Genomic DNA, 26303 nt, shown 5'->3' with positions numbered 1-26303 from the left:
CACTTTAACTTTTAAAAAATCATTTATGAAACTTAACAATATATTAGAAGCCATCGGAAAAACTCCGGTCGTAAAAATCAATAAATTATTCCCAAACAATGTTGAAGTTTGGATGAAACTCGAAAGACAAAATCCCGGCGGAAGTTTAAAAGACAGAATTGCTTTGGCGATGATCGAAAAAGCAGAAAAGGACGGGAAAATCAATAAGGACACTTTAATTATAGAACCTACTTCTGGAAATACAGGAGTCGGACTGGCAATGGTTTGCGCGGTGAAAGGATACAAACTCGTCTTGGTTATGCCAGAAAGCATGAGCGTGGAAAGAAGAAAACTGATGAGTTCGTACGGTGCTCAATTTGTTTTGACGCCGAAAGAAAAAGGAACATCGGGTGCGATCGCTAAAGCGATGGAAATGGCGAGTGAGATTGAAAACTCTTGGGTTCCGCAGCAGTTTGAGAATCCTGCCAACCCAGAAGTTCATGCAAAAACTACAGCGCAGGAAATTCTAAATGATTTCCCAGATGGAATCGATTACCTCATCACTGGAGTTGGAACAGGCGGACATATTACCGGGGTGACTGAAATTCTAAAACAAAAATTCCCTAACATGAAAAGTTTTGCGGTAGAACCAACCGATTCTCCAGTGATTTCCGGTGGCGCTCCAGGCCCGCATCCGTTGCAAGGAATTGGCGCTGGCTTTGTGCCAAAAGTTTTGAACACCGAGATCTTGGATGGAACCGTTCAAGTGGAAAAAGAGGAAGCTTATACCTTCACTAAAAGACTGGCGGCCGAAGAAGGAATTTTGGCTGGAATATCTACAGGTGCTTCCTTGGCGGCTGTTAATAAAAAACTGGCGGAAATTCCAGAAGGCGCTACAATTCTAACGTTCAATTACGATACGGGAGAAAGATACTGGTCGGTAGAAGGACTTTTTGAGGAGAATCTATATAAAGGTTAATCGTAAAAATTGATTCTGAAAAAAACCATAAATCCTGCAACGTTGCAGGATTTTGTTATTTGAATAATTTCTGACATTTTGGACAAACGTACGTTTTTGTACCTCCTACTGTTTCAATGATAATTGGAGTTTTATCTTTCGGGCAATTTTTCTTTTCAAAGATCAAGGCATTCTTTTCAACACTATCGGTTTTTAATAAAGTCAAAAGCTCTTCAGCATAATCCTGAACCATTTTTAACAGGAAAATTAATTTTTTTTCTGGAATTGATTTGATTAAACTCTCAGGATGAATTTTTGCATGATACAAAGTTTCCGTTCTGATAATTGGTCCTACACCCGCAAGAATATTTTGGTTCAATAAAGCATCTCCAATTTCTTCTTCAGCATGCTTGGTTTGAAATTCACTTAAAATAGATTCGGCATCAAATTCTGGTTTTGAGATATCAGTTTTAAAATTAAAATAATCGACAGGTTTACCTTTTTGAATTAAAATGTTTGAATCATAGAAATTGATCTCATTGTCGTCAAAATGGAAAGCGAAATTGGCAATGACTTTCTTTTGTTTATTAACCAAAACATTTCCAACTAAATTAACTTCAATCGCAACAAAAAAATCTTTAAAAACGAAAAGGAAATTTTTACCGAAAGTCTGAATATCGATGAGTGCCGCATTGGTAAAGAAGGATTCATCAAATTCTGTTTTGCCAGAGATTTTTGTAACCGTTTTCCCTTTGTAGCGCTGTAGTTTATTTTTAAGAAAAAGAATAGATGGTCCTTCTGACATGGTGTAAGATTTTAATAAAAAGATTGCTTCGCAAAAGTAGAGAAATTAATTGCGGAATATTTAAAGTATTGTGTTGCTGATTTAATTTAAAGGGAAAAATCTTCTGAAAGTATAGATCATTAAAAACAACCAGGAATATCCCAGGCAAAATCCACCTAAAACATCGCTGGCATAATGAACGTGCAGATATACGCGGCTAAATCCTATCGCAAGAGAAAGCGAAACCAAAAAAGTCATTGCGATATATTTCCAGACTTTCGGTAAATCGGTGAGCCAGATGAAATAAGCCAATGTTCCATAAAAAATAAAACTGAAAGTAGCATGACCACTGGGAAAACTAAAACTTTCCTCTCTGTATAATATTGGATAAGGCGGTCGTGGTCTTTCAAAAAACATTTTCATTACATAAATAATGAGTAAACCTCCCGTTCCCGCCACAAACGTGAACAATGCTTTTCTGTAAAATTTAAAAAGAACCAAAATACCTATCAGCAATGGATATGCAATTTTCATCAAAGTAACAGAAGAAAGCTGTGTAATGGCGTATATAGAGCCTGTCAACTGATCACTTATCAAATATTTTTTGAAAAATTCAAAAACCAGGAAATCGATAGTTTCTTCTTTTTCTAAAATAATTTCGTCCGTTATTACGGCAAAAATCAATAATGCCAAAACAAAGAACAAAACCGATAGCAACAGTTTTGCCGAATTATTATGATAATAATCTTTGATAAAACGAACCATAAATGATTATTGATTTAAATGTTTTTGTTGAGCATTTTCTTTGTCTAAATAGAAGTACTATTGTATGTAACTTTATTTTTCCTCGTCGAAATAAAGACGGTAGTATTTTCCTTTCTCATCACTTCCCTGCTCGATCATTTTGCGATCACCGTGAACGTAGATACTGAAGTTTTTATCAAGTTTAATAATGCTTTTAAACCCGCGACTTTGCTTTTTTACGGCAGATTCATTGATGGCAAAATCTTCTGAAATAGAAACCTGCATTTCCTGTTCGTAATCAGATTTAAAGTTGCTGAAACTTTCGATCACATTGTCATCCTGTAATACTTCTTTGGTAAATTCATCGTAATCGAACTGTTCTTTCTCTTTGAAAAACTCAATCGATTTATTCAAAAACTCAGCCTGATCCGCTTTGGTCGTTTCGAATTCCTGGGGAAGTTGCTTGGTGATAAATTCTTTGTAAACGGACAAAGTTTCCTGAGTATGAAAATATTCATTGTCGCGTTGTTTTACTTTCAGAAAATCCTCGAACCAATAATACATGTCGCCATTTTTATTATTGTCGATGATCGACACGGCGTATCCGGATTCTTTGAAACTGTTGTAAATAATACAGCCTTTATCGAGCTTGGTTAAGCTAATTCCGTAATCTTTTTCAATATCAAAAGCGTCTCCTTCTGGGAAAATTTTTAGAAAAGGTGCTTTATTCTCTGTTTTAAAAATACCGATGGAATCAATTTTCTCCCCTGCGATTTCTTCGCCTTCAAAATAGCAGATAAACAATTCGCCTGCCTGAACGCGTGGATTTTCAGTTATTCCATAAAGATGTTCGGCAATATTTTCTGATTCGTAAATGAACTTTGAAAGATCTTCAAAAATTTCTGACGCTGAACTGAAGATCGGATTATTCACCAAATAAGTATCGCTGTAAAACTGAAACTGTTCATCAGATTTAAAGGATTTTAGGAAAAAATCTTCCAGCATTTCTTTCATTCCTTCATCGGGTTGATATTCCTCCTGAGAAAGAACCAGCGATTCCTGATTGATTTTATTACCGACTTTATGAATGATTATTTTACTGAGCATTATTGAAAATTTTGTGAGTGCAAAGATATTTTTAAAAGATCGAAGCAGGAAATTTTTAAAGAAAAATATCGACAATGAAGTGAAAGTATAAAAGTTAAGTTTGTCTTAAAAACATTAAACTTTCAAAATTTGAAGACGCGTGGAATTATTGTTGATATCAAAAACCGCAATTAAACATTAATCAAAAAATTGAATATGAAAAAGGAAAGAGTGATTAACACACAGAAAGCAGTAATTGCTGCGTTATTTTTTGGAGCAACCACTTTCGGTTATGCACAGGAAACTGCCCAAGCTACGGACACGGTTGCAACTGCTACTGAGCAAGTTCAAACGATGCAACAAAATCCAGTGATCGAAACTTTAAAAAAACAAATTGAAGCCAATCCAAACGATACAGAAGCCATTGTCAAATTGGCAACTGCTTATCAAGACGCGAAAGACTGGCCGAACGCTTTGGCAACCTGGAATAAAATGTCAACATTGTTACCAGACTGGGCGCCATCTTATTATAGTCAAGCTTATGTGTTTCAAAATATGAAAGACGAGGATAATGCAAAAATGTCCTACGAAAAGTACATCGCTGCGGTAAAACCAGAAGAAGTAGAAGCCAGTAAAAAGAATTTAGCGTATGCGCATTTCTTTGTGGCCTACAAACTTCAGGAAACTGATAAAGAGCAGGCAAAACAGCACATTGTAAAATCTCTGCAATATGATTCGACCAATGAAGAAGCAATGAAACTAAATACTTTTCTAAATCAATAAATAAAATACCTCGGCTTTAGTCGAGGTTTTCTTCTATATCGTTTTAAGCATTGACGAAAAACAAAATTCCCCAAGTTTTCACTCGGGGAATTTTTATGTCAACTAATTGCTGTTTAAGCAATATCGTTATTTGAATTATTTGACTTCTTCAAAAATAACGGGTACTGATAATCAGTTGTTTATAATTTCATGGTACAAATAAGGTATAAATTGAATAATTAATCTATACAAATACAAGTCATCTAACATGAACTTACGATTGGTTCTTGGTGGAAATTGAAGCACTAAAGTGGAAAATATTATTAAAAATTTGTAAACTAATAGAAAAGAAACTTATGATCTGATAAATTCAATTAAGTCATTGCCATACACTGATATATAAAATGTTTCTAGAAAATCGTTATAATCCTGTCCAATGATAAGCATAAGTGGTTCAGGACACTTATAGACAACATTCTTTGCAATTTTATTCATTTGGCTAATATCTTGTGAACTGGCAATAGGCAAAGCATTAGGATGAAAATGCCATTCTCCTAGATAGTATTGACCTTCTTTCCAAAAACTGTCCAAAGTCTTTTTAACTCCTTTAGTTCCTCTTACAAATGTAGTTCTGCCATATTTTGAATCAGACGGAGGTCCTAACACTTTTGTTATAATTGCAGATTGTAAATCTAAATTATACATACCAACTAATATTCCCCCAGTCTCTAAATTACCTTTTTCTTTACAAAGTTCCTTTACCTCTGAAAGTAAATCCTCTGCAAAGAATATTGTAATTTTATTATTTTCGTTTGTATAAGTCCTCATTCGTGGCTAATATTTAATCCTGTAAAGTGTCCGTTATCATTATAACTTTTGCTTATTACTGTCAATTTAGCATCCCTGTCTTGCATTATTTCTTTTTCAAAAATCTTAACTGCAGCTCCTGCGAGCATTTGAATATCATCGACTCTGGCCGGAAATAAGGGATGCCAACACCCTATACCTTCTATAATTTCCTCATCGCCTGAACTTTTCTGAGAATCTAAAATTAACCATTTTGCAATTTTAGAATTAAAGTCTTCCACCATATCATTTCTGTCATCAGCAGGCCTTGTATAAACATAAAATGAGTCAGCTAAGTATCCTGTTGATACTGAAACAAAAAAGAACTTTTGTCCATCATCTATTTTATCTCCAAGCTGTTTCAATACGTCATCGCTACCCGATGCATCAATAACAACATCAAAACCAGTGAGGTAATCATTATTTTTCTCAAGAACATCTTTTAAGCTAGAATTTTTAAATGAAGATTTTACAGCAGGAAAAATTCCATTCAAATAATTACTTAAAGCTTCCGCCTTTTTTAATCCCACAGAATCTAAAGTCAATATATGTCGCGACATATTTCCTGCTTGAACAAGATCCATATCTAAAACTTCTACATGCAAAACGCCTAATCGGACTAATGTCTGTATAAAAATTGAACCCACAGAACCTGCCCCAATTATAAGTATTTTTAATTCTGAAATATCTTGTTTTAGTCTACCTCTACTATTCAGTTGTTTTGTATTCCAATTTTCTGTGCATATCCATTTAATATTTTTGTCATTTTGCAATGCTATTCTAATCTGAATTTTTATGAGTTCAGGTGAATCTGGTCGAAAACCCGTAACAGCAGGCAGCTTTGGAAAATTAAACGCAAACCAATGAATTAAACTCTTTTCCTCCCCTACCATCTTTAAAACAGGAAATCCCAACAGTACAAAAGAAGGCATTTTGCCTTCTTTTCTGAGATTCCGGCATTCATCATATAGAAACCTGTACAAAGCTACACTCTGTTTTTCTAATATAGACTTTAACTCTGTAAAGTTTAAAGGGATTTGCCAAGGTGGAAGTACAGGTATCTCATCAATCAAATGCCAGATACCATATCTAATTTCTTGATCAAGGTTATCAATACGATTTCCCCATGGCACATTAAATTCATTACCGTTTACACTGTATTGCTTAATCAAAAATAAATCAACCGATCTAATAAATCTAACAGCTTCAAATGTACCTGAATTTTTATTCCTGCTGCTCCAATTATTAAAAGAAACTTCATCCTCATTGAAAATCAAATGAGTATTCGATCTGGGAGGAAACGGAGGTAGTTCAAAAGGATCACCATCTTCTACCAAAGTGTTGTTTGAAGCTGCAATAAGCCATTGCTTACATCTTTCAACATGCCACTTCAATCTTAGATTTACATCTCTCGGTTCCTTTAGATACTGCTTTCTGCCCCAGCTTCCCTGAGTTTCCGTTAGACATATTTTACCTGATGTCCATTCAAGTTTATCACCTTTGAGATTATATTCCTGATGCTGGAAAGTTGAAGTTATGCCATTCTCTTTACTTGGTATGATCCATATATCTCCATCAGGAAAATCATTGTCAGCAAATAAAAACCATTGAGTTTCTTTAGGTACAAATTCGGACTCTGCAATATCTAACGAAATTTTAAAAACTAAATACCATTTTCGAAAAACCTCATTCCATAGAAAATCTTGAACTAATGAATAGCCTTGAATTTTTTCTAATTGCCTTCTCGCTTTTCTAAGTTTATCACTTGCTTCTAAATTATGCAAAACGTCCTGATTCAACATCTGAGCTTTCTTTTCTAGGAGTAAATCCACCTGACGGGTTAATTGAATTTTTTTCAGAGCCATCATCATCATCATCGTCATACGGTGGAAATTTATCTCCGAAAATTTGCCTCCATTTATCAACTTGATCTTTCAACCTATCTGCTTCAATTGCTTCCTTTGCTATATTAGAATACTCTTTCACAGAATCGTAAAAAGATTTAAAATCTTCAACTGAAACCCTCTTCCACACATCATGTTCTGGAACACCCCTGTCAGGTAGTGTTGGTGTCCTATTTAAAAGGTGGTCAATATAATAGGCATCGACAATACCTTCTAATGTTTTAGAAATACCATCTGCAACCGAAGAAATGCCATTAGGACAACAATCTCCAATCATGTGTTCAATAGGATAACCTTTGGGATATTTAAGAGTGGTAAGTTTTAGAGTTCTCCACCATTTTAATGCTTTTACAACATTCACAAAATGTTTATTGGTATTTTTGTTCTTGTCTCTCGTCCAGCTAATTTGTTCGAGTGGATGCGTTTGATCCCATTGTTCCGCTTCTCTATCAGGTATCCATAAAGGGCTGGTTTTCCATTCCGATTCTGATTTTACAGCCTCTGATAAATAAACATTAGACTTTAGAAGGTCTGGTTCAACCCATCCTTTAGAAAGTCTCCATTCATAAGTTGGCGTAAAATCTTCAAGCATTAAATTTGACACTACACTATTAGATTGTAAAGCAGCTTTGTCCACTTCGGAAGGTGCTGATGTAATCACTATATCTAAGTCGACATACGACAATTCTATTCCTATAGAACGTCCTTGTATTTCATATTTACCATCATAATGTTTTTTCACAAAAGGAATAAATATTTCAATAGCTTCTTCAGGAGTTACAGAATCTCTATCGAGATTAGTAACTATAATCACATCTACATCAGCTCTTTTACCATTTAAAGGCCGAACAGCAGTTGATCTTCTATAGCTTCCCTGCAGGAAGGTGGATATTATTATGTCTTTAAGATCTTCATCGGCTAGTAATCTCTTACGAAGCGTAGTATGCCCTGTAATTAAATCTGCTCTCTGTGAAGAAGTTAATCTGATATTTGACAAAAAATCATTAAAGTAAGGATCAATTTTCATATAAGTATTATTTTTTATTATAAATCTAAAATAGCATGATATCCCAATGATCTCTGCTGTTCAAAGTCATATTCATAAAGTCTGACGGAGCCAAGAGGGCTAATTCTTTGTCCTAAAAAGAAAGCCAATGCATTAGGTCCTGCCATAAAAATATGTACTCTACCTGTGATTGCTTGTTCTCTCTTCAATGATTTTACAGTAGAAATCAATTCTTCAAGTGCCAATACTGCATGGGTAGCATCCTTAATGGAAGTTGCTCCTACACCAGCTTTGACGACAGCTTCTACACTAAGTTTGACGCCAATCAAATGTGTTTTAACAAAATCCGATACATCATTTCTTACATCATGCGTTATACTAAGTGACAAAACCAGGTCGTTTCCTTTTTCATCAACACTACTATTTTCAATATTCCAGAAAGGAGAGTTATACATCTCTTTATTTTCCAACTCAGGTTTCCACATCAGATTTCCGTTAAACGTTTTTTGGACAATAGTTATATCTAAACCACCGTATTTAGGATTCAGATTCTTTCCCAACAACATTGCAATAGACAAGTGCGTATCTAAATGTAATAACACAGGAGATTTTGCCGATATTATCGAATTGGAAAGCCTGTCAATCTCTGAATTGATAAATTCCATTCCCGAATATTCATCCAATATAAACCTACCTGAAAAGCAATGTAGTAAACATGCGACACCATCTACTTCATTATGAAGATTCTCCGCACCTCTGTAAAAACTACGAACTCCTGCTTTGAAATAAATTTGTTCGGTTTCTTTAATTCCTACATATAGTTTCTCCTGTCTGCAAATCTCCATTAGCTCATCCTTTGTGAAAATATTCTGTCCTGCAGCGTGAAGCTTCTGAATTAAATCAATGTATTTACTGGAACGTTGATCCGCCGAAATTGTTTCCAGGCCTGATATGGACAAATGAGTATTCAAGTTTTCTTTTAGCCGACTCTCGTCATCAGAACTATGCTTTATCCTAAGTGTGGACAAAACCTCCCTTAGCATATCGTCGCTAGTAATACCCATGTGATCTTTCCATGCCTTTCTAACTTTACCATTTGCAGAGTTTTCTCCTCCCTTAAATAGAACATTTAATCTAATTCCTCCATTATTACCTAATAGTACAGTTAATTGATTACTATGGTCTAACCCCCAAGAGTTAATTAATATATATCTTTTATTTTTGAAATTTACGAGATCATTTTCATAGTTTTTGTATAGTCTCTGTAAGATTGATTCTGTTTTGTTTCCAATAAATTCAGGTTCCATAAGAGATTCACATGTAAAGCCTCTTTTGTGGTCAACATGAAATTTAACCTGGTAACATTCTTGGATAACATCCCCTCCACTTGGATCTTTTGATGCAGGATCATAATAGACGACCACATCATCAAAGCCAAAAGTGCCGTTCATTTCCCATGCAACCTGTTTGACGCAAGTGTGCGGAATATTAAGCCTACATGCCTGTAACCAAAAAAATTTAGCTTGATAATCATCACCCGCCTGCCTCGCTAATACACTGTTTGCCATTGTTATTTTTTTCTTAACTCCACACAGTAAGTATGCCTTAGATGAATTTTTGACAAAATGGCATATATGATTTATTTTAAACAATCCTAATTTTTCTTAAATAATAATTAAAAATGCAGCAAAAACATCAAGTCATCATCAAGTAATACTGAATAATCCAGTATAATTGACATTATTAAATCACTGCACAGTTTACGAATACAATTCTTTTATAGTTTATACATCAACACTTTTGTGGTACAATCTCTATGAGGTTCTTGAAGCTTTACTTAATAATTTCTTGAGTATCTTTTGCTGCCGCTTTTTCTAGTTAAATCATTGTTATCTGATTTTAATACATCGTCAATTGATTTAAAATTGGCTTAGTTGGTTTCAAAACGTTCAACATTTCCTCCAGACCTCCTACTACAGAAAGCATTTTTAAAAATGAATCTAAAGAAATTTGGCCTTTCTGCTCAAATTTCCGCAAAGTAGATAAAGGAACACCTGATCTATCGGACAATCCTTCTTGTGTAAGTTCCATCAATAATCGCCGTTCAAGAATATTTTGAATCAATTTTTTTTATGCTTTTTCTAAAGAAATAAATAACATTGTAATAGTAATTAATGAGATAAACGACCTATAATTAACATTATCGTATTACAAATAGACCTATAATTTAATACTTATTCAGTTAGAATAAATAATAATGAGAGTTCGAAATATTCTAATTCTTCCGTGTTTAATTTATTTATTCCTATTCAAAACACTAATTACTAATCGCTTTACAGTTTCCATTTCATCGGGTTTACTCGAAGCAATAAAGAGTGTCAAACTTGCTAAAGTATCATTACCAATAATCAGTTCCTTTTGTGCGTTGAAAAGCATTTGATTGGCTTGCAAAAATTTCAGAAAACACGCCGCTGCAATTCTTTTATTACCATCTACGAACGAATGATTTTTCACCACGAGATACAAAAGCATCGTGGCTTTTTCTTCCAATGTTGGATAAAAATCATTTTCTCCGAAACCTTTTTCTATTTGCGCAATTGAACTGTCAAAATTTTGATCTTTTTCTTTTCCAAATACTTGCGAATCAAAATCAACCACCATTTCATTGATGAGTTCCTGATAATCTTCTCTGGTAGGATACAGTGCTTGTTTTTTCGTTAAACCTTTAGAATCCAATTCTTCGTGATCATAATCGTCTAATAATTTCAATCCTTTTGAGAAAATTGATAACCATTCATTTTCATCCGATTTTTCTTCAATGGCTCTGCTTAAAATCTGAATTCCATTTTTTAAGAGTTGAACTTCTTGTTCTTTTTGAGCTAATCTTTTTTCGTTTACAGCATAACCTTTTACTAAATATTCTTTTAGAATGTTATTTGCCCAGATTCGGAATTGTGTTCCTTGTTTGGATTTTACTCGATAACCCACAGAAATGATGACATCTAAATTGTAATATTGCACATCTTTAGATTGGCTTTTTCCTTTAATAGCACCGTGTTGAGTGGTGTGTGCAAATTTTGCACATACCACAGTTTCATCTAACTCATTTTCACTAAAAACATTAGATATATGCCTTCCGATAACAGTTCTGTCTCTTTCGAAAAGCTCTGCCATTTGCCCCTGAGTAAGCCAAACTGTATCCTGCTCAAATTGCACATTAATTTGAGTAGAGCCATCATCCGCTTGGTAAATTACTATTTGGTTTTCGGTGTTCATCAGATTATATTTTCTTAAATAAATACTCAATTTCCTCATAATTAATAGTAATGAAAAAATCCAAATAATTATTTTAGGTTATAATGTTGGGCTAATAAAAGTAACATTTCATCCTCATGATCTTTTAAAGTTTGTTTCAGTTTAAAGAAAGAAATTTCATCATATGATTCTTTAATTAGTTCATTTTTATCCAAATCTGTAAATAACTTTGTCATTTTCAAGGGAGGATTTATAAGTCTTTTCCTGTATTCGTTTTTTTCAACAATATTTTTATCAGAAAAACCAGAATTTTCGGAAACCGTTATTAAAATTAAATTTTGTATTTTATCAATATCAATATTATTTTCTGAATACTTCTCTTTTTGAATTTGTGGTAAAACATGTTCGACCGAAGTTCTAGATACAATTTTTGACTGGTCATTCTCATATTTTTTCCATAGTACATATTCTAATTTATAAAACCAATATCTATTAAACCTTCTATATGTAAAATCATAATCAGCTAAATTAAATACATTTGTTTGATTAAGGAAAGATGTAGAATTTTTAAAGTAGCTTTTATACGTATTAAAGGTATTTCCTTTGAGAGAAATAATATTATCAAGTTTTTCTAATATATCAATATCGTTCGTTCTTTGTAAATTTAACAAAAGATCTAGATAAATGCCCAGCCAATAATGTGTTGTATCATTATTGCTGTGATATAACATTCTTTGAAGTTGTTCGATGGATTTATAGAATTCCTTGTTTTCTTGTTCTTTATTTTTAAGATTATTAAGTAAACCGAAATCATAGTTTTGTAAATCTGAGAAAATGATTGAAGAATTGAGCTGTTCTTTTACCTTTGTTAAACAATCTATGAAATCCTTCGCAGCCTTATTTCTTTGATATTTGTCAACCCCTATAATATCATTCCTAAACTCACCAAAAACTTGTAGAAGTTTATCTGTATTGAAAATTTTTGGTAAACTTATTTCCAATTCATCTCTATTATTTTTAATAAATATAAAAAGGGTATGAATCAATAAGGTACTAAAACTAATTATTTGCTGATAATTACCAGCAGAATCAATATTTACATTAGTGCTTTTCCATTTAAAAAAAGGTTTACTTTCATTAGAATCCAAGACATCCAATAGCTTTTCTTTAGTAAATGAAAGCTTCAAATCACTATAACTTTTACAGTCAAATATTGCAGAACAGTTTTCCCATTTATTAGAATATTCATGCCTTTTATCTTCCTCAACAGCGTTCAATAATTCCGATTTTAAAATATCGTAGTGTTGTAATTGAGTACCATTTGTATTGATCTGGATAAATAGATTGTTTTCGTCGGTTCCTTCCGGAGCAATTAAGAATTCAAATGTTAAATTTGATTTTATAAATTTCAAAAAACTATCGTCAATAATATTCTCATGAAACCATTGATCAATAGTTTTAAAATTAGTTGCAATAATCTGATTCTGCACTAAAGAAGGGTCTTGCGAATCATTGACCAGAATTGAGTCTTGTAAATCCCAAAAATTTTCACTCTCTCCTGCATTCTCTTCAGAAGTTAATAATTTATCTAAATATTCATTTGTTTTATCACGTATAGCAAAACTCAGACGTGACTTGCCATCTAAACTACAAAATTTAAAAAGATCATTACTTTCGTGCTTTTTACTTAAATACAAAGAGATCATCCATAAGGTAGTGAACCGCTGTTGTCCATCTACTAAATCAAATTTTCCTTCATTTAAAATAGTAATTATATTTCCTATAAAATATATGCTTTCCTTCGTATTTTCTTGCAAATCATTCAAAAGCTTGGTGATTTCATCATATCCCCAACTATATGGTCTTTGATATGCTGGAATAACAAATAATTCATTATTAGTTAAATCATTAAGAGTTTTTCTAGTGATTGTAAATAATTCATTTCTCATTACAGATTAAAAAAGGGTTGCTTATAATTCTCATTTTTAAATCCAAAACTATTTTTAAATGCTTGAATTCTTCCAGTTGTTATTTCTGCAGTATCTTTAGAGATTGTCTCGTTAAAAAAGTCTATACAATAATCCTTAATTTCGTCTTTATCAAATGCATATAGTATTCGTTTCAATAACTGGTTTTGCTGTTCATTTTTCTTAATTGAAATTTTAGAGCAAGGTTTTGTTAATCTTGTATAAAAACATACTTTAAAAAGATAATTGGAGATCTCAATAAAGTTATCATCTTCGACGGCTTTTTCGCCATATTTGCTCGCATAGCACAGCAAAGCCATTTCAAAATATTCGGTATTAAATTCAACACCATCTAGTTTATCTAGTTTATCAAATATTTCAGATTTTAGTCTCGTTTCAATCTTGATCCATATTTCACTCCAATAGATAAAATAATGAATAGTATTTTCTCCTTTATGTAAAGGCTGAAGTATATGATAGGTCGGAAGGGAAGTTTTAAGATTGCCTTCTACTTCTATAATTGTCGAATACTTATAATCATGACCAGATTGCATTTCAATATTTGCAAATTCTTCAGGAAGAATCTCTTTCCAAATTTTTTCATGATTTCTTGGAAAATCACGAAAAGATAAATCCGTCCAACACCTAATACGGAAACATAATTTTATTACTTTTCCCAGTACATTATCTGAAAATTGATACTTTTCAAACAATCTTGCTTTTTCTTCTTGCTTCGTTTTTTTTAAACTTTGTAAATGAAAAGGTTTAATAATATCTATACCGTTTAAACTTTTTCCAGATGTATTAAGAGTAGTATAGAATTTAAAAGCCTGATCTTGATTTTCAGCAATAATGTAGGTTATATTAATTTTTTCAAAATCAATTCTTTTTATTCCCTCTTCTGATAAATAATGTCTTAAATAAGAAGCATTTGCTTTAATATTATCTTTAGAGATAGAAGATCTAATTACAAATTCCTTATTACAACCGAAGATTTCGTCTTGCTGTAATAAATTCGCAAGAATTAACAAACTTGTTATCCTTTGTTGTCCATCGATTATGTCATAACCATTCTCATTATTTTTAACCAATATAATGTTTCCTAGATAGTATAGCGGAGTAAGATCTTCGGACTGAACTTGATATTTAATTAGATCTTTATACAACTTTATAAATTGTTTAAAAGACCAAACGTATGGTCGTTGGTAATCTGATATTATTAATGAAAATTTTAAGAAAAAATCCGTTAAAATAATAGAATCTTCAATCTTATTCCTCATCTAGTACTTTGTTATTAATTATTGTTTCACTCCGCAATCACCACCAAATCAAACTCTCTACATTTCCGTTTTTCTTGCAGTAATTCTGCAATATCATATCTGCCGTTACTTTTTTGCCAAATGTCTAATCCTCTTCCTAAAATAATTCGCCATCCATTGTTGCAAGTGATGAATCTATCGTGTGCAGTTTCTTTGAATTCAACTTCAAAATCGATATTTATTTCTGATAAAGAATCTTTTATTTCATTAAAACTTTCAGTGGCATTTTCCATGAAATCTTTGTCATTCCATGTTATCAATTTTAAAGTGATTTTCTCTGCTTCGCTATTTCTTTGATAAATCAATGAACACAACTCTATGAAATTTCTGAATTGATATGCGTACCGAATGTAAGGATCTTGAATTATATATTCTGTTGCTCCTTCTAAATAATCTCCAAATAACTTATCGTAAGAAATATTCGTTTGATTATCTCGAATGTGTTTTGTGCAACCGCTGATTGGAAGTTTTTCAACTTTTTTCTCTGTAATTTGTTCAGAATCTTCCTCTACTTCATTGGATGTTTTTTCTTTACTCTCCAATTTTTCTTTAGGTTCTCCATATTCCAATTCTTCCAAAGTCTGCACTTCAAATTTTTGATTTTGTTTATCAAAATATTCAAAATACACTGGATCTTCATTGAAGGTTTCATCCATTTTTATGAGTTGATTTTTCACTCGTTTTCTAGATTCTATGGCAAAATCAAGCAACAATTTCACTTCTTCCTTTGAAACTTCTAAATCTGGAAATATAATTTTCACCAAACCTGAAAATGTTTTTTCAATCGCAGTTTTGTCTCGTGTAGTAATGGTGTTGGAAAGTGTAAAGTAATTTTGATATAATTTACTGTGATCTTCCTTTCTTAAAGTTTTTAAAACTTCGGCAATGTAATCCACAATAAAACCAAAATCGTCAGTGAATAGTTCATTTCTTAATTTAGAAACCTCCCAACCGGGAAGATAAGCGTGAATTCTATCTAAAAATGCAGTGTCATGATAATCCTTCGGCAATGCATCAAACAAATGGCTGTGCTTCATCATATAAGGAACAGAATGATCTGTGTTTCCCACAAAAACCATCGATGCTTCTGCTTGGTAAACGTCGCTTCCTCTGGAGAAAGATTTGTTTGCCATATAATTTTTCATAATATCAACCAAACCGCGATCTACTTTCTTGGTTTTACCGGCGAATTCATCATAAGCGATTACGTCCCAATAACCAACCAAACCTATATTTCCGTTGGAATTATTGACGAACAGTTTCGCTTTAGAAACTTCTCCGCCAGAAATTAAAATTCCATGTGGCGACATTTCACTGAAAATATGAGACTTTCCCGTTCCTTTCGGACCAAGTTCAATTAAATTGTAATTGTTTTCTGTAAATGGAATTAGACGGCACAATTGTATCAACTTGGATCTCATCGACAAAGATTCAGGATTTAGCCCAATTGACTGCAAAAGCATATCAATCCATTCTTCTGTGCTGAAATTTTTTCTTTCGTTTTTATACTCCTCAATATCTACCTGCGAAATTTGAATTGGTTTTACGCTTTCAATAATCCAAGGTGGTGTATTTCTTTCTTCTACAGCAAGATATGCCATATTTACCAAAGACCAAACTCCTTCTGAAAGCAGTTTCGGATTTTTTTTCACAATTTCAGAACTGATCGGAATATGTTCTAATCCCAAATTACTAAACCTAACTTCATAGCGATCTGCTTTATCATTTAGTTTTACAGATAATTTATCAATAATGCGATGCGTTCCTTTTTCCCTGATTTTAGATTTTATAGATTCCGCTTCATCACGGTGAACAAAATGCTGTGCAATAATAGATTTTACCGTTTCTATTCCAGCCAAAATGGTTTCTTCCTGATCAGATGCACAATATTGTCCCAAAAGATATTCCAAAACATAATTGGGTACAATTGCATTCCCTTTCACAATTTGTGTAAGGTCTTTGCGAACTACTTTTCCTGCAAAATGCTCATTAATTTTTTTATCTAATTCTTTCATAATCTTCAATTAAAAATCATCGAAATCGTTCATCATTCCTAGCGTGAGTGTAAATTTATACTTCGCATATTCTATCCATTGGGTTGATCCTTCGATTTGTTCTTCCAAATGCAAATACACTTCAGAATGCCTTGTTAATAAAGTAGAAATCTTAAACTGATACATTAATTCTCGATCTTCTGCGCGGTTTGCAGCAGAATCAAAATTATGAACAAAAACATCACTGATGGTATTTCTCTGTCCTTCTTGATCCACAGCGAAATAAGATTTTAATTTTCTACCAACCAATCTTTCTGCAGTAGGTTCGGATTGATAAAATTTTACTGGATGTATATTCGTCGTAATTTTATTATTGCTTTTATTAATAATATCTACTTCTATTTTACTGATTGTGTCCTCTCTTTTTTTGGTAATGATAAGCACAGGAACTACCACTTCTTGCAACATTGCACCACCGTGAATAAACCTACTTCCTGCTCCTTGTCTTCGCAATCTGTTCATTCCTTTTGGGATAAGAATTTCTGCATCAGAATCTATTTCCAAATTTTTGGCTTCGTATTTTAAAACGGCTTCATTATGCGAAAGGTCTTTACCAATTACAAATCTTCGGTTGCTTTTTGCAATAGTTCCTTTCACATCGGCATCTGCAAAATCAGATTCTGCAATGGCTTCGTTTTGATAGATAAAACCGTGATCTGCAGTAATTACCATGTGCAAAATATTGTTGCTCGATATTTTTTTAATTAATAAAACCAAATGTTCTAATTCGTCTGAAACAGCATCAAACACTTTCTCTTCAGAAATTTTGTCGTCGCCTGTTTTATCGATGATGTTGTGATAGACATAAACCACATCATTATTCTGAACCAGATCTTTTGCTTCTTCAGATTTCACTTTGAAAGAAGCCAATTCCTCGGCAGAAATACAAGCAGATTTTATACTTCCAGATTGGTTTAGGATTTTTGCTCTTGCTTGCATTCCTTTTGTGGAAAGTCCATCTAAAAAAATATCATCTGCTTCTCCCAAACTAATGGTAGAATGTGGTAACAAAGAAGCCATTCCCAATTGCGTGTAAGATGGCAAACCAGTAATTCTATAATCCAATTTAGATTCAAATCGGTTTTGAAGATTGATTGTTCTATTCAATTCTTCTCCTATTTCGAAGCGCAATGCATCAGAAATTATGACGAATACTTTTCTTTTTTGATCGATGTATTTGGATTTTACAACGGTGTCATAAAAATTCAATTGGCTTTTTGATCCGAAATACCATTTTTCATTTTTATCGACGAATGCTTGCCAATGATCTGCCAAATCTAGCAACCATTTGTTAGAATATATTTTTTCAACTTCCTGGTAAAGTGGTTGCAAAATACTGCTTGCTTCTACTCTGCGTAAAAGCGAAATAAATTGGCGATACCATTGATCCACTTTGTAATAAGAACTGCTGTATAATTCAAAACCACTTTCTAAACTTTTAATCTCTTTGAAATCTGTTTTCTGTATTTCTTCAATTAAAAGTATGGCTTTCAATATTGCTTGGTAGTAAAATTTGTATTTTCCAAACCAATGTTTGCTTTCTCTTTTTTTAATTATTTCTTCTACACGAGAACTATTGAAAGTGCGGTCTCTTACTTTTTTAATCACATCTTTTACAATGCTTTTCTCAATTTCTTCAAAAAGATTTTCTTCCAAAACTTCTTCTAAAACAATGCCGTTCAGAACCAATTTCACATTTAGGTCTTTTGCAATTTTATTGGAAACTGCATCGAAAACTGGAGAAAATGAACGCAAATCTTTCCAATTGGAAAGCGCAACTTTTGCGGAATTTAAAAATTGTTCTGCACCACAAATCGGGACGAAACTTCTTTGAAACAACATCAATAGAAAATCATAAATATTGTGAGATTCATTGGGAATTCCGTAAACATTTGCAATTTCTACCCAAAAATATTCTGCCAAATTATGTTTCTCCAACATCTCTTTCACCGCATCGGATTTTGCATCGGCAAATGCTTTTACATAATCTCGCAATAGTTGATCTAAATCGTGGTACTCTGAATTTAGCAGAACTTGCAACAATTTATTATTCAGTGTTTTGACATCATCTTTCGGGGATATTAAAGTCTGAAATTTCGCCAAACGTTCTTTGCTTTTGAAAAATAAAGTTTGCTTCTTAAGCCAAGATTGAAGATGAAACGGTAATTCTAATTCCTGCAACAACATCGATTCCTGATCTGTGTGGAAAATGGTTTGCGACAATTCTATATCTTTCAACCAATTCTCGTCATCTGATGGTTTTTGGTAAGGCATATAAAGCAAAAATTGTTGCTTTGGCTCTTGCAAAAGCATTCTGTGCTTTATTGCCAATTCATCATTTGCAACAGTAAGAATGGTAATTTCTGGCAAGTCTAATGTTGCCAAATCTTCTTCAAAATTTTGCTCGGCATCATACCAAAGTACAATGCGATGTTTGGTATATAATTTTTCTAAACTTTGTGCTATTTTACTCATTTGATATTTGCAATATCGATCCAGTCAAATTTTCTTACTTTTTCTTTTGTTTTGGTATCATTTAAACCCGGAACTGGTGCAATCGCTTTGCCGAATTTGTTATAATTCACCAAAACGCCATCATCTAAATCTATGGCAATCCGTTCTCCTGCTAAAGGATACAAAATATCATATTCATAAGCATCGCAATCTTTTAGAATATCTTTCAGTTTGTCTTGGCGTTTTCTGGCTTTGCCTTGTTCTATAGCAGATCCTGTGATGATGATGTCTTCTTGCTGTTGCATATCATTTTTCACTTTCTCCCTAAATGGACGCAAGTAAGAATTTAAAATAAAGTTGAGTGTATCTTGCGTATATCTGTGCATATAAACAAGTACATTAAAGTGACCTTTTGGCGAAGAAAACAACCAATAAATAGGACGTTTTTTATAGCGTTTTATGTGATCTGCATAAAAATATTTGGTAAAATATTTACGCAAATCATCACCCAAACAATCTTCTACAAACTGAATATTTTTGCTGTACACCTCATTTCCCCAAATGCTTCTGATGAAAATTCTGACACGGTTTACAATATCATCATCAAACCATTCTTCTTCTAAAATGGGAACTACATTGTCTGCATCTGGTAAAAAGCGCAACTCTTTTTCTTCTTTGCCGACTTTCTGAAAATAATCTTCTAAAGTTTCTCCTTGGTTGGCGAGAATTAAACCTTCTTTGTCTAAAGAATATCTGCCAAACATGCAACCAACAGCGTAAGAAATAAATTGCGCCATAATCTCTTTTTGCTGAAAGATGAGTTTGCCGTTTTCTATTTTGCTTTCTTCTTTTAGAATGGTGATGTCTTCAAGCGGAACTTCTGGCGTTAATTCTTCTTGCAAACCATAGATTTCTATAAATTGATGGTTGAGTTCTTCTTCATTTTTATGAAGAGTGAAAAACTGCAGTTGCCAATAATCTTTATAAGAATTGTACGCACTTTCTACATCTACGCCTTTGAAACGGACGAGTTCGTTTTTCTGGAAATCCCATGAAGTTTCGCGGGAATTCCATTCTTGTTTAGAAATAAAGATGTTATTTTCTACGATTTGAGAAATTTCTGTATTATTCTGAATTATGATCGGTAAACTTTCAACATTTCCAGGTTGTGTAGCGAGTGTTGGATTAATTACTTTTAGAAGTTCATAAGTGATTTTGCTGTTCAAAAATCCGAGAAAATAATTTTGATCATCTAAACATTTAATAAATAAAGACATTCCATTTACATCAAAAACGCCCCCACTTTCACATTTTCTAAAACTATTTCCATTCGATGATGTTAATGACCATGTTATACAATTTTTGAAAAAATATTGTTGGTTTCTAATAATAGATGTTTTAAAATTTTTAATTTCATCGCCGTCATTTTGCCAATTTATAAAAAGAGAATTGTTACCAAACCATTTTTGCGTGCTTCCTCCTTTGCGATATGATGTCCAGTATTTTTCATCATTATATGATTCTTTAGTATTTATTTTTATTTTATCAATTTCAAACCAGATTCTAACAAATCTTTCATTTTTTCCCGAAGTAATTCCTGTTTTGGCTTCTGCGAATGTGTTTACAAGTTTTTCACTGAAATTCATTAACATTTTTTCACTTAACCAATATCCAATTGGACTTCCCGGAATCTTTTCAAAATCCTTTTGGTTGCCGTTGTAAGAAATTTGTAAACCATTTTCATCTTCTAAATCATCAATATGGACAATTTCACCTTCATCTCTGTATTTATCAAAATTTATTTTTGTTAAAGAATTATTTTTGGATTTTAAGAATATATCTCTAATATCTTCTGGATAAATATGTTGGAAATTTCTTTTATGCAGTTTAAAATATTTCCCCTCCCTATCAGATTTTTGATTTTGAATTATGAATGCTGTTGATCCCCAATCTACGCCAAAAATCCCTCTTCCCATGTGAAGCAAAGAATCAATATGTTTTTGTTTTATGATAATATTTCGTAATTTTTCAAAAGATGAAAGAAACAACCAAGATGGTAGATTTATCATTCCTAAATATCCATTTGGTAAAAGCATTTTCCAACCTGCTTCCATAAAGCAAGTCATTAAATCTGCTTTAGAATCTTTATAATTGCTTTTTACAAAATCGCCTAAAACTTTATTCATATTTCCGCCTCCCATATATGGTGGATTATCTACAATGCAATGGTATTTTTTGCTCAAAGGCAAGAGTTGCAACAATGCCAATTTTAATTTTTCTAATAATTCCTGCTGAAAAAGATCGGCTTTTTGCAAGGCACTCTTTACTTTTTCTAATGCTTCATTAAGAAATGTTTCAGAAGATTTTGGGATCATCAAAGAACCATAATTGGTGGCTTGTTCCAAAATTTTCAGATCATATTGCAGTTCTGTGCTTTTATCCAATTTGGTTAAAACCAAAACGCTGGTTAATTCTTCCTGGTTAAAAACAACATCGTCATAACACAAGACATTGGGTTTTATTTCTTTGTTAAAAAACCTGCGTTGGTAAGATCTGGCTTTCATCATCAACGCCAAAATTGCCAATTGTGCAGCACGATCATCAATTTCAAAACCGTGCAAATTTTTAGTAATAATAAGAGCAGGAATTTCTGCAGGACTGTAACCTTCTTCTTCGTAAATTTTGTAGAGCAACTCAAAACCATACACCAAAATATGCCCACTTCCACACGCTTGATCCAAAAGCGTGAGTTCTTCTATAGAATTGAGTTTCAAGAAATCTTCATTTTTTACAGAAGGAGATTCTATAAAATACGGCATATGTTCTCGCAATGCAGATTGGGGTTTGTTTTGCAACCACAATTTTCCCACCGTATTTTGCACCATATATTCTACAATCCATCGGGGCGTAAAAAGTTGTGTTGCCGCAGGAATATCTTCTTTCTTCACAGAAGTTTTGGCGGCAAATACTTCATCTTTCTTTTCAGAAATATAAAATTGGTAGATCCAGCCAATGATTTCTACTTCGGCGCAATTTTCTATCGTCATTCCTTTTACCACATCGTTTACAATAGAAAATGGCGTGGTAAGATCATCGGGCAAAAGCAGTTCGGTGTAATCATCAATCTTCTCAAACAAAAAAGGAAAAATGCGGTGCAGATCATTGCAAACCGCAATAAGAATATGACGGTAAATATCGTTATCGGGATTAGAAGAAGCAGTTACGCCATTCAGAATATCATTGATATAATTTCTGTCTAATTTTAAATTTTCGGGAAAAATTCCTGCCTGTACATCGGCTAAAATCTGCGGAGAACCACTTGTTAAACCGTGTGTAGGCGAAAGAATATTGATGCCCAAAGGTTGAAAATCATTGGCATCCATAAAACGAAGTGCCACAAAACGATTGAACCAAGTGTAAGCAACCTTATCAATCAAAGCCTCTTTGCCAATTTCTTTTATTTCTTCGTCCAGTTTTTTGATGGTTTCTGCTTTTGCACGAAGCGATGCAGAATCTTGCGTAAGAACAGATTCTAATTTTCCGGCAACCAAATTGAGGAGTTTGGTACGTGCTTCCTGTGCAAATTTCTTTATTTGGGAGGTGTTCATCTTTTAGTTCAAGTTTATTTTTCTGTTTTGCTTTAGTTGATCCAGCAAAACGGTTTTGAGTGCAGCCAAATAATGCTCTACATCTTCCTCGGATTCTAAACGAGAAACGTCAGAATTTACTTTCTTCAAAGTGTTGGATAAAGTGATGTAAAATTCGTGCGGATCAGCAACTTTCGGAACTGGATTTTCGCCAGAATTGTCTCCAGAATCTTCTTTTGTTTCTTTATATTCTTTCGATGGATTGGCTAAAGTTACACAGAGATTGAGTTGTTTAGTATAAAGATCCGAAAGGTCATTTCCAAAATCTTTGAGATTTGAAATGAAGCGTTCTTTATTAGCGTTCCTCGTTAATTCTTCAAAAGGGCGCAGAACTTGATCTTTTTGAGTGTCATTTAATTTAGAAAAATCTTTTTCGGCTTTTAGATTTTGTATGTTTTTACTTAATTTTTCTAACGTTTTTGTTCGTTCTTCCTCTTGTTGCGCAAGAATTCTTTTGCTTAAAACATCCATCGCTTCTTTTGCCAAACGAATTTGATCTCCCATATAAGGTGCATCGTGATTTTTGACAGCGTGGAGTTGCGCAATTTCTCTTTCTTTTTCAATGAAATGCAGATTACCACTATTTTCGTTAAGAAAAAGATTGATGTTTTTGTAGATCTTCACTTGATCGCTGTTCATAAAAGCACGAATTCTATCGAAAACATCTTCTTTGAAATCGAGCAAATCATCTTCATAATCTTTTACAGAATTGATGAGTTGGCTGTAATCTAAATGTGCAAAACCTTTGATCTTGTCTTGGAAAGATTTCAAAGTTTGTAGAAAAGGAAAAGTATCGGTTTGATTTAGGAAGTTTTGAAGTTCCAAATCTAATTCCCGTGCTTTTTCTTTGAAATTTTTGGCGATTTCTTTGGCTTCGGTTGCTACATTGGTATCATGAAAAAGATCTTTGTGCAAATCTTTCACCTTTCGCAAAAGTGTACCATCTATATCTTGCTGCGGAATAACCAAAGTATTGTTCCACTGTTGGTTATTATTAAAAGCCATCGCAAGATCTCTGTCTTCTAAAGTATTGGTATTTTGTTTGGCTTCTATTTTCCCACGTTTGAAAAGTTGGGCAAGAATACAGAAACTGGCAACCATTCTCCACCCAAAAGGTTTTCCGTTGAAATGATTTCGCACATCGGTAAGCGTTGTACGCTCATTCATACTTTTTCGACGGTTGATATAATTTAAAACTTGTTGTTCTGGAGCGGAAATTAAAGTATCATCTCCACCAAATAAATTATCTGCAGTAGATTTACTCATCATTAAATTGAGTTGCGCTTCATCTAAAATGGCATTCCCTAGAAGATCTAATTTTGGATAAGCCACTTTTATCAAATCCTGAAAAGTATCTACAATTCTGGTTCTTGCATCGGATGAAGAAGATTTTGTGCTTTCGCTTCCGTTGATGAAAATTTGAGCACGAGCAATAAGATCATTAGCAGTTTCTTGAATAATTCTATTTCTTTGGCTGTTCAAACTTCCTTTTTCTCGCAAAATTCTCGCATAAGAATCAGAATTTGCACTGGTGTTGTTTTTCCGGATGTAATTTGCAGTTTTCAAGTGCATCCTTACTTCACTGATGAAGCGTTTCTCTTCTGGCAAACGTACCATCATCAAGGTTTGATCTGCAATTGTTTTTGCAGAAAAATGAGAATCATTAGAATATTCGGGATAATCTGATGTGATGAACGTTAATTGCAACTCTTGGGGTCTGCCAAGTAATAAACCATCTACAAAACGGGCAAACTCAAAATCTTGCTTGTTGTCTTGGTATTTTATTTTGGTGTCTTTTAATATTCCATCAAAAATAACGGCACCTAAATATTTGCTGATTTCATCATCTTCTATACGAAGATCTTTTATCTCTTCCTCAATATCTTTTTCTTCGTTGGTCAAATATTCATAAATATCGCCACGTCTTTGGATGTAGGTTTCTTCTTCCAACAAATTGAGCGCTTCTTCTACTTTCTTTTGGAAATCATTAACCTGAATATTCACACTTCCTGTTAAAAGAATCTGAATATTTCTGGTTGTTGCTTTGAAACCATCAAAATATTTTATTAGAAATAATGTTTTTAAAATTCTAATTGCTAACGGATTTCGGGTTTTTAGTTGGCTGTTTGCAAGACTAATTGCATTTTGAGCCTCAGGTCTTAACGTTCCGACAATACCTTCAAACATCGCATCAAAAGTGGCTAAATCTCCTTCATCAAAAGTGCCCAAACCTTTCAAAACCTGCTGAAAAACGCCTAACATTGAACGTTCTCCAACAGATGCGTGTTTTCCTTGAAAAACATTGTGGCGAGACAAAGACTTTATACATTGCTGAAACAAATCAAACTGATAAGGAACAAAAGGATATTTATTAATAAAATCTTGTTGATCGCTGTATAATTTAAACTGCATCCCAACTTCGGAAAAAGAAAGTAATGTTTTGAGATTTGCATTTTCCTTATCGTATAATTTGCCAAAATAATCTTTTCCTTTTTCATTTTTCTCCAAAAGTCGACGTTCAATCACTTCATCGACATTGGAAGAAGTAAGAGGAATACGATTGCTGAAACGTCCTTGAATTTTGGAGAAATCGTCTTTTTGAATATGACGGTCATCACCAATCAAACCTTCTAAATCTGTTTGCGACGTTACAAAAACCCAACTATTTCCATTACATTTTGTGTTTAAAGATTCTGCAATAGTTTGCAGATTCAACATTAGTTTTGTGTTCTCTGCAACGTATTGCCCTACTTCATCTATGAAAAAATTCAGACGGAAATTTTTTCCTTTTGTAGAAATATAATCTGCTACTTTATCTGCAAAATTTTCAATAGACGCTTTGTGTTTATTTTCCCATTGATCCAGATAATCTTCATATTTGGAAGCATCAACACCATAAATCTTACCTAAAGCCATTTCTAGTGCTTCATTGAAAAGTGGATCTACATAATCTATCCTTGCTTCTTCCCATTGTCTAGGAAAGTTGTTGTTAAATTCGATTTTGAAATCGTCAAATTTATTCTCCTTGCTTAAATAGGATTCAAATTCTGCAATGTGTGGTTGGAATCCGTAAAAACCTTGGTGGTCATAGAAAACTTTATAAAAGACCTGTAGCAACGCATTTGGGTCATTTTTATTCGTAATTTGCGCTTGTTGATCAATATTAAATAAAATACTTTCAGATTTGTATTTCTCAATGCTTTGTAAAATATCTGCCTTTAATTTGGCATCTTCTTTAATTTTACCCGCAAACATTTCGCCCAATTTTTCTTGGTCGTAATGTTTGTTTTCTAACACATAACTCAAAATTTTCAGTAAATGCGACTTTCCAGAACCAAAGAAACCCGAAATCCATACTCCATTAGTACTGCCTTTGTCTCTGTATGCCTCAAAGAAATCTGAAATTTTATTAGAAATATCATGGGTAACTACATATTCAGAAACTTCATCATAAATGTGATTCTGATCATCTGCCATAATAACAGTTTCTATAACTCGATCATAAGGTTTTACAAAATAGTCCGGTAATTTTATCATT

The 26303-nt window shown here is 33.0% G+C and carries 17 protein-coding genes; 2 read left to right on the top strand and 15 right to left on the bottom strand.

The window, feature by feature from the left end; translation table 11 throughout:
• The first annotated feature begins 25 nt into the window (after window positions 1-25).
• Window positions 26-958: a cysteine synthase A gene (cysK, locus tag ACEYOS_RS08525; RefSeq protein ID WP_373739276.1), complete on the top strand. Its 933-nt coding sequence runs from the start codon at window positions 26-28 to the stop codon at window positions 956-958.
• 55 nt (window positions 959-1013) lie between these two features.
• On the opposite strand, the gene ACEYOS_RS08520 is transcribed toward cysK, so the two are convergent.
• The 3 genes from ACEYOS_RS08520 to ACEYOS_RS08510 all read right to left on the bottom strand — a co-directional run bounded on the left by ACEYOS_RS08520 (window position 1014) and on the right by ACEYOS_RS08510 (window position 3572).
• The gene (locus ACEYOS_RS08520; protein WP_373710159.1) at window positions 1014-1742 is read right to left on the bottom strand and encodes a hypothetical protein; all 729 of its coding nucleotides are present in this window, start codon (window positions 1740-1742) and stop codon (window positions 1014-1016) included.
• Between the two features lie 81 nt (window positions 1743-1823).
• A complete protein-coding gene (locus tag ACEYOS_RS08515; protein ID WP_373710160.1) occupies window positions 1824-2486 on the bottom strand; it encodes a phosphatase PAP2 family protein in 663 nt (220 codons plus the stop codon).
• Between the two features lie 72 nt (window positions 2487-2558).
• Window positions 2559-3572, bottom strand: a complete 1014-nt coding sequence (locus ACEYOS_RS08510) for a nucleoid-associated protein (RefSeq protein WP_373710161.1) — start codon at window positions 3570-3572, stop codon at window positions 2559-2561.
• 195 nt (window positions 3573-3767) lie between these two features.
• On the opposite strand from ACEYOS_RS08510, the gene ACEYOS_RS08505 reads away from it, so the two are divergent.
• On the top strand, window positions 3768-4334 hold the full coding sequence (locus ACEYOS_RS08505; protein ID WP_373710162.1) for a hypothetical protein: 567 nt from the start codon (window positions 3768-3770) through the stop codon (window positions 4332-4334).
• Between the two features lie 333 nt (window positions 4335-4667).
• Here the strand turns inward: ACEYOS_RS08505 and ACEYOS_RS08500 are convergent, their stop codons facing one another.
• From ACEYOS_RS08500 to brxC, 12 genes are all read right to left on the bottom strand, one after another.
• Window positions 4668-5141 carry a Mov34/MPN/PAD-1 family protein gene (locus ACEYOS_RS08500; RefSeq protein WP_373710163.1) on the bottom strand — a complete coding sequence of 158 codons (474 nt, stop codon included), beginning with the start codon at window positions 5139-5141 and terminating at the stop codon, window positions 4668-4670.
• Entirely contained in the window at window positions 5138-7042 is a 1905-nt protein-coding gene (locus ACEYOS_RS08495) for a ThiF family adenylyltransferase (RefSeq protein WP_373710164.1), read from the bottom strand. The genes ACEYOS_RS08500 and ACEYOS_RS08495 overlap by 4 nt, the downstream gene beginning before the upstream one ends.
• Window positions 6936-8090, bottom strand: a complete 1155-nt coding sequence (locus ACEYOS_RS08490) for a hypothetical protein (RefSeq protein ID WP_373710165.1) — start codon at window positions 8088-8090, stop codon at window positions 6936-6938. The genes ACEYOS_RS08495 and ACEYOS_RS08490 overlap by 107 nt, the downstream gene beginning before the upstream one ends.
• A 17-nt stretch (window positions 8091-8107) precedes the next feature.
• Complete coding sequence (locus ACEYOS_RS08485; protein WP_373710166.1) at window positions 8108-9637, bottom strand: SAVED domain-containing protein; 1530 nt, start codon at window positions 9635-9637, stop codon at window positions 8108-8110.
• Between the two features lie 331 nt (window positions 9638-9968).
• Window positions 9969-10160 (bottom strand): hypothetical protein, encoded by a 192-nt coding sequence (locus tag ACEYOS_RS08480; protein ID WP_373710167.1) that lies wholly within the window; start codon window positions 10158-10160, stop codon window positions 9969-9971.
• A 204-nt stretch (window positions 10161-10364) separates the two neighbouring features.
• The gene (rhuM, locus tag ACEYOS_RS08475; protein WP_373710168.1) at window positions 10365-11345 is read right to left on the bottom strand and encodes a RhuM family protein; all 981 of its coding nucleotides are present in this window, start codon (window positions 11343-11345) and stop codon (window positions 10365-10367) included.
• Window positions 11346-11413: 68 nt separating this feature from the next.
• Entirely contained in the window at window positions 11414-13273 is a 1860-nt protein-coding gene (locus ACEYOS_RS08470) for a DUF262 domain-containing protein (protein WP_373710169.1), read from the bottom strand.
• A complete protein-coding gene (locus tag ACEYOS_RS08465; protein WP_373710170.1) occupies window positions 13273-14571 on the bottom strand; it encodes a DUF262 domain-containing protein in 1299 nt (432 codons plus the stop codon). Before ACEYOS_RS08465 ends, ACEYOS_RS08470 begins: the two co-directional genes overlap by 1 nt.
• A gap of 26 nt (window positions 14572-14597) precedes the next feature.
• Complete coding sequence (gene brxL, locus ACEYOS_RS08460; protein WP_373710171.1) at window positions 14598-16625, bottom strand: BREX system Lon protease-like protein BrxL; 2028 nt, start codon at window positions 16623-16625, stop codon at window positions 14598-14600.
• A 9-nt stretch (window positions 16626-16634) separates the two neighbouring features.
• Window positions 16635-19139 (bottom strand): BREX-1 system phosphatase PglZ type A, encoded by a 2505-nt coding sequence (gene pglZ / locus ACEYOS_RS08455; protein WP_373710172.1) that lies wholly within the window; start codon window positions 19137-19139, stop codon window positions 16635-16637.
• Window positions 19136-22726, bottom strand: coding sequence for a BREX-1 system adenine-specific DNA-methyltransferase PglX (pglX, locus tag ACEYOS_RS08450; protein WP_373710173.1), 3591 nt, complete (start codon window positions 22724-22726; stop codon window positions 19136-19138). Before pglX ends, pglZ begins: the two co-directional genes overlap by 4 nt.
• A 3-nt stretch (window positions 22727-22729) precedes the next feature.
• The gene (brxC, locus tag ACEYOS_RS08445) at window positions 22730-26302 is read right to left on the bottom strand and encodes a BREX system P-loop protein BrxC (RefSeq protein WP_373710174.1); all 3573 of its coding nucleotides are present in this window, start codon (window positions 26300-26302) and stop codon (window positions 22730-22732) included.
• Window position 26303 lies beyond the last annotated feature (1 nt).

This window comes from Kaistella sp. (assembly GCF_041824135.1).
In the GTDB taxonomy this organism is placed as follows: domain Bacteria; phylum Bacteroidota; class Bacteroidia; order Flavobacteriales; family Weeksellaceae; genus Kaistella.
The sequence above is the reverse complement of the archived record's forward strand: the minus strand, read 5'-3'. Positions and strand labels throughout refer to the sequence as shown.

Bases quoted from the DNA above. Each gene is read 5' to 3' on its own strand.
- ACEYOS_RS08520 (WP_373710159.1), bottom strand. From the start codon at position 1,742: ATGTCAGAAGGACCATCTATTCTTTTTCTTAAAAATAAACTACAGCGC.
- rhuM (WP_373710168.1), bottom strand. From the start codon at position 11,345: ATGAACACCGAAAACCAAATAGTAATTTACCAAGCGGATGATGGCTCT.
- ACEYOS_RS08515 (WP_373710160.1), bottom strand. From the start codon at position 2,486: ATGGTTCGTTTTATCAAAGATTATTATCATAATAATTCGGCAAAACTG.
- pglZ (WP_373710172.1), bottom strand. From the start codon at position 19,139: ATGAGTAAAATAGCACAAAGTTTAGAAAAATTATATACCAAACATCGC.
- ACEYOS_RS08470 (WP_373710169.1), bottom strand. From the start codon at position 13,273: ATGAGAAATGAATTATTTACAATCACTAGAAAAACTCTTAATGATTTA.
- ACEYOS_RS08490 (WP_373710165.1), bottom strand. From the start codon at position 8,090: ATGAAAATTGATCCTTACTTTAATGATTTTTTGTCAAATATCAGATTA.
- ACEYOS_RS08465 (WP_373710170.1), bottom strand. From the start codon at position 14,571: ATGAGGAATAAGATTGAAGATTCTATTATTTTAACGGATTTTTTCTTA.
- ACEYOS_RS08505 (WP_373710162.1), top strand. From the start codon at position 3,768: ATGAAAAAGGAAAGAGTGATTAACACACAGAAAGCAGTAATTGCTGCG.
- ACEYOS_RS08485 (WP_373710166.1), bottom strand. From the start codon at position 9,637: ATGGCAAACAGTGTATTAGCGAGGCAGGCGGGTGATGATTATCAAGCT.
- brxL (WP_373710171.1), bottom strand. From the start codon at position 16,625: ATGAAAGAATTAGATAAAAAAATTAATGAGCATTTTGCAGGAAAAGTA.
- pglX (WP_373710173.1), bottom strand. From the start codon at position 22,726: ATGAACACCTCCCAAATAAAGAAATTTGCACAGGAAGCACGTACCAAA.
- ACEYOS_RS08495 (WP_373710164.1), bottom strand. From the start codon at position 7,042: ATGACGATGATGATGATGATGGCTCTGAAAAAAATTCAATTAACCCGT.
- brxC (WP_373710174.1), bottom strand. From the start codon at position 26,302: ATGATAAAATTACCGGACTATTTTGTAAAACCTTATGATCGAGTTATA.
- ACEYOS_RS08510 (WP_373710161.1), bottom strand. From the start codon at position 3,572: ATGCTCAGTAAAATAATCATTCATAAAGTCGGTAATAAAATCAATCAG.
- ACEYOS_RS08480 (WP_373710167.1), bottom strand. From the start codon at position 10,160: ATGGAACTTACACAAGAAGGATTGTCCGATAGATCAGGTGTTCCTTTA.
- ACEYOS_RS08500 (WP_373710163.1), bottom strand. From the start codon at position 5,141: ATGAGGACTTATACAAACGAAAATAATAAAATTACAATATTCTTTGCA.
- cysK (WP_373739276.1), top strand. From the start codon at position 26: ATGAAACTTAACAATATATTAGAAGCCATCGGAAAAACTCCGGTCGTA.